Consider the following 4,764-nt stretch of genomic DNA (forward strand, 5'->3'; position numbering starts at 1 on the left):
TACACTCAGACCAGGGATGGCAATATCAAATGCGACAATATCAGCAACTCTTAAAGGAAAAAGGAATTAAACAAAGTATGTCAAGAAAGGGCAATTGTCTAGATAATGCAATCATTGAAAACTTCTTTGGAATACTAAAATCGGAGTTGTTTTATCTTAAAAAGTACAACTCTATAAATCAATTAAAAAAAGAGATTAAAGAGTACATATTATATTATAATAACGACAGAATTAAATCAAATTTAAACAAAATGAGCCCGATACAATATCGAGCTCACTATTATCAAAATTAATTATAAATTTGTCTAAACTTTTGGGTGCAGTCTATAAATGGAGTTTTTTATATGAACGAAGTGCCGTTTTTATTTTCTAGTCGATTCTCTTTCTTTTAAAATGGTTTTAATAACAACAGTTTTAAACGGTAGGTTTTCTTCCTTAGTTTCTAGACGATCGATCAATAATTGAGCTGCTTTCTCTCCAATTTCAGGAGCATGCTGACTAACAGTTGTAACACTAGGTGTTAATCTTCTTGAGGCTAATATTCCATCAGCAAAACCAATAATCGACAATTCTTCGGGGATTTTAAAACCGTGTCTTAACCCGTATTTTAATGCCGCAACCGTATCTGTTTCTTCCAAAGCAAAGATTGCATCTATAGGCTCGTTTGCTGGTAGGTTCAAAATAGCAGTATTCAGGTCCTCCTCAGAATTTGTTCTTAAAATAATCGAATTGTTGACCGTCATATTATTATTTTGCAATGCTTGCAAGTACCCATCTGTACGAAGTTTACCAACACTAAGTTCATCCACAGATGAAAACAAAGCAATATTTTTGCAGCCTAAGTCAATTAATCGCTGAGTAGAATTAAGTGCTGAGTTAAAATCATCAACAACCACTTTATCACATTCGACCCCTTCAGCAATACGATCAAACATAACTATAGGAGTACCGTCGTTAATAATTTCGGTAAAGTGAGAGTAGTCTTGAAGTTTTTGAGCTTCCTCTGATACCGATAAAATAAAACCATCAATCGTACCATTACTCAACATGTCTAAGGTGCTAATTTCTTTTACAATAGATTCATTAGAAATACATGTAATAACATTATACCCATTTTCATCAGCAACTTTTTCAATACCGCTGAATACTTTTGCAAAAAAAGCATTAAGAATATTGGGAATGATTACTCCAATCGTTTTAGTCTTTCTATTTTTAAGGTTTAAACCAATAACGTTAGGCTTATAATTTTTAAGTTTAGCGTATTCCTTAATTTTGATCTTTGTTTGATCACTAATTTCTGGACTATCATTAAGTGCCTTGGAAACCGTAGAAACAGATACATTAAGCTCTTTGGCTATTTGCTTAAGGGTCGCTTTAACTTTCATAATTATAGTATTGATTAACTGTATAAAAAAATGGCTTAAAATAGAGGTGATTTGCAACGAGATTAACTAGTCCTATCACGCACTATATTCCTTGAAAAATGCAAGGTAAAAATTTTATTGTTGATAACAAAAGTAACTTAAAAAACGACTTGGTGCTTTTAGAGCAGTTACAAAATTTACTTAATAATAATATTGATAAATATACAATTGATAATCAGGCAAAACGCATAATAAAAATAATCATTTAAGGTATTTGTATTTAAAATAATTAATTGTACTTTTGCATCCCCTTTATTGGGGACGGAATGTTTAATTAAAATTTATTTATTGTGAACGCATTAAGCTACAAGACAATTTCAGCAACAAAAGCCAACTCTACAAAAGAGTGGATCGTTGTAGACGCTGACGGTCATAACTTAGGACGTCTTGCTTCAAAAGTCGCTATGATTTTAAGAGGTAAGTACAAGCCAAGTTACACACCACACGTGGACTGTGGAGATAACGTAATCGTTATCAACTCAGAAAAAATCAACCTTACAGGTAACAAAATGGACGAAAAGATTTACATGCGTCATACAGGTTACCCAGGAGGACAAAGAACTTTAACTGCTAAAGTATTGCAATCTAAAAACCCTGCATTATTAGTAGAAAAAGCAGTAAAAGGAATGTTACCAAAGAACAAAATTGGAGCAGAACTTTTCAGAAATTTAAATGTTGTTGTTGGTTCAGAGCACAAACAAGGAGCTCAAAAACCTAGAACAGTTAACCTAAACGATCTTAAGTAATGGGAGTTATTCACAAAATCGGTAGAAGAAAAACCGCTGTTGCACGTGTTTATGTTTCGGAAGGAACAGGAGTAATCACTGTAAACAAAAAAGAATTCGCAACTTACTTCCCAACATCTACTTTACAGTACAAAGTTATGCAACCTATGTCTATGACAGAAAACGCAACTAACTATGACGTAAAAGTAAACGTATACGGAGGTGGTTCAACTGGACAAGCAGAAGCTGTAAGAATGGCATTAGCACGTGTTATGTGTGAAATCAATGCTGAAAACAGATTAATCTTGAAACCAGAAGGTTTATTGACAAGAGACCCAAGAATGGTTGAACGTAAGAAATTCGGTCAGAAGAAAGCTCGTAAGAAATTTCAATTCTCGAAACGTTAATATTGCCTGTCTTGAGTACCTTTATTCAAGACTTATTGAATTTATTGAATTTAAAACAATGTTGTTGTTGTCTCATTGAGGTGAGAAATTAGTTTAGCATCTAAATGTATTTAGCCGAGAAATCGCCATTTATACATTGCTAATCAACAGAACGTAAACTAGTACAAAAAAATGTCAAACAAAGTAGAAGTAAAAGAATTACTAGAAGCAGGTGTTCACTTTGGACACATGACTAGAAAATGGGATCCAAACATGGCTCCTTACATTTATATGGAGCGTAATGGTATACACATTATCAATCTATATAAAACTGCAGCAAAAATTGAAGAAGCTAATGAAGCTTTGAAAAAAATCGCTGCATCAGGTAGAAAAATATTATTTGTTGCTACCAAAAAACAAGCAAAAGACATCGTTGCTGAAAAAGCAAAAGCTGCAAACATGCCTTACATCACTGAAAGATGGCCTGGTGGAATGCTAACTAACTTCGTAACTATCCGTAAAGCTGTTAAAAAAATGGCTACTATTGATAAAATGAAGAAAGATGGTACTTTCATGACACTTTCTAAGAAAGAGCGTTTACAAGTTGATCGTCTTCGTGCTAAATTAGAGAAAAATTTAGGTTCAATTTCAGATATGTCAAGATTACCAGCTGCATTATTTGTAGTTGATATCAAAGCTGAACACATCGCAATAAAAGAAGCTCAAAAATTAAACATTCCAGTTTTTGCAATGGTAGATACTAACTCTGATCCTCGTGAAGTAGAGTTCGTAATTCCATCAAATGATGATGCTTCTAAATCTATTGATAAAATCTTAACTTTAGTAACTAACGCAATCACTGAAGGTCTTTCTGATAGAGGGGCTGACAAAGATGCTGAAACTGCTGAAAAAGTAGCTCCTGCTGCAACTGAGGCTGCGGCTCCTGCTGCAACTGAAACTGCTGCTCCAGCTGCTCCAGCTACTGAAGAAAAATAATAATAAATTTGAAGATTGAAAGATTTAAAGATTACTTAAAGTGTCAATGTCAAATTAGCACTATTTTTAATCTTTAAATTCTTCGATCTTTTAATCTTTTAAATAAAAAATTATGGCAACGATAACTGCTGCAGACGTAAATAAATTAAGAACAGCTACTGGTGCAGGAATGATGGACTGCAAAAAAGCATTAGTTGAAGCAGAAGGAGATTTTGATTTAGCGATCGAAAACCTTCGTAAAAAAGGACAAAAAGTAGCTGCAAATCGTTCAGATAGAGAATCTACTGAAGGAGCTGCAATTGCTGTTGTTAACGCTGACAAAACTGCTGGTGTAGTAATCACTCTAAACTGTGAGACTGACTTCGTAGGAATGAACGAAAGCTTTGTGAAAATGGCTACTGAAATGGCTAACCAAGCATTGAACTACGATTCTAAAGAAGCATTTTTAGCTTCAGATTTCAACGGAATTACTATTGCTGATAAATTAATCGAGCAAACTGGAGTTATCGGTGAGAAATTAGAAATCAGAACTTTTGAGAAATTAGAAGGTGCTTTCGTAGGATCTTACATCCACTCTGGAAACAAAATCGCTACTTTAGTAGCTTTATCTGCAGCTCCTGCAGGTGCTGAAGAAGTTTCTAGAAACGTAGCTATGCAAGCTGCTGCAATGTCTCCTATCGCGTTAAACGAAGAAGGTGTTGATGCTGCAACTATCGAAAAAGAAATCGAAATCGCTAAAGATTTACTTCGTCAAGAAGGAAAACCAGAAGCTATGTTAGACAACATTGCTAAAGGTAAATTAGCTCGTTTCTTTAAAGATAACACTTTAGTGAATCAAGACTATATTAAAGATAACAAATTAAGCGTTGCTGCTTATGTTGCGTCTTTAGATAAAGATCTTGTTGTTACAGGATTTAAAAGAGCTTCTTTAGGTTAATCCTTAAGTAAGTATTAAAATACTAAACTCCATTTCAAAGCAATTTGAAATGGAGTTTTTTTTTTATGAAATTCAGGCTAAGTACCTACTACTTTCTGGAAGTAGAAATTATAAGCGGATACTCTCAAAAAGAATAATTAGCTCCTAGCATCATGTACCCTGGCATAATCGAAATAACCGATTCTGTAAAGAAACTTTGATTGAACGCTGTAGTTATTAGCTGACTATTTTTTAAGTTTAGCATATTATTACCTTTGAATAACAACTTCAAATTTTTAGCGACTAAATACTGTACG

Annotated in this window: 6 protein-coding genes; 5 read left to right on the plus strand and 1 reads right to left on the minus strand. The window is 33.6% G+C overall.

The genetic code is table 11. From position 1 onward, the window contains the following. On the plus strand, positions 1-293 hold a 293-nt coding region (locus H603_RS0112680; protein ID WP_026708961.1), incomplete at its 5' end, for an IS3 family transposase. Positions 294-362: 69 nt separating this feature from the next. Here the strand turns inward: H603_RS0112680 and H603_RS0112685 are convergent. Next, the gene (locus H603_RS0112685; protein WP_026708962.1) at positions 363-1,385 is read right to left on the minus strand and encodes a LacI family DNA-binding transcriptional regulator; all 1,023 of its coding nucleotides are present in this window, start codon (positions 1,383-1,385) and stop codon (positions 363-365) included. A 329-nt stretch (positions 1,386-1,714) separates the two neighbouring features. Here H603_RS0112685 and rplM point away from each other — a divergent pair, with 329 nt between their 5' ends. The 4 genes from rplM to tsf all read left to right on the plus strand — a co-directional run bounded on the left by rplM (position 1,715) and on the right by tsf (position 4,468). Then, positions 1,715-2,170: a 50S ribosomal protein L13 gene (rplM, locus tag H603_RS0112695; RefSeq protein ID WP_026708963.1), complete on the plus strand. Its 456-nt coding sequence runs from the start codon at positions 1,715-1,717 to the stop codon at positions 2,168-2,170. After that, positions 2,170-2,556 carry a 30S ribosomal protein S9 gene (rpsI, locus tag H603_RS0112700; RefSeq protein ID WP_026708964.1) on the plus strand — a complete coding sequence of 129 codons (387 nt, stop codon included), beginning with the start codon at positions 2,170-2,172 and terminating at the stop codon, positions 2,554-2,556. Before rplM ends, rpsI begins: the two co-directional genes overlap by 1 nt. 171 nt (positions 2,557-2,727) lie before the next feature. Further along, on the plus strand, positions 2,728-3,531 hold the full coding sequence (gene rpsB, locus H603_RS0112705) for a 30S ribosomal protein S2 (RefSeq protein WP_026708965.1): 804 nt from the start codon (positions 2,728-2,730) through the stop codon (positions 3,529-3,531). Positions 3,532-3,643: 112 nt separating this feature from the next. Continuing rightward, positions 3,644-4,468, plus strand: a complete 825-nt coding sequence (gene tsf, locus H603_RS0112710; protein WP_026708966.1) for a translation elongation factor Ts — start codon at positions 3,644-3,646, stop codon at positions 4,466-4,468. Positions 4,469-4,764 lie beyond the last annotated feature (296 nt).

The organism is Flavobacterium frigidarium DSM 17623 (assembly GCF_000425505.1).
Lineage (GTDB): Bacteria > Bacteroidota > Bacteroidia > Flavobacteriales > Flavobacteriaceae > Flavobacterium > Flavobacterium frigidarium.

Coding starts and splice junctions, on each gene's coding strand:
- tsf (WP_026708966.1), top strand. CDS start 3,644: ATGGCAACGATAACTGCTGCAGACGTAAATAAATTAAGAACAGCTACT.
- rpsI (WP_026708964.1), top strand. CDS start 2,170: ATGGGAGTTATTCACAAAATCGGTAGAAGAAAAACCGCTGTTGCACGT.
- H603_RS0112685 (WP_026708962.1), bottom strand. CDS start 1,385: ATGAAAGTTAAAGCGACCCTTAAGCAAATAGCCAAAGAGCTTAATGTA.
- rpsB (WP_026708965.1), top strand. CDS start 2,728: ATGTCAAACAAAGTAGAAGTAAAAGAATTACTAGAAGCAGGTGTTCAC.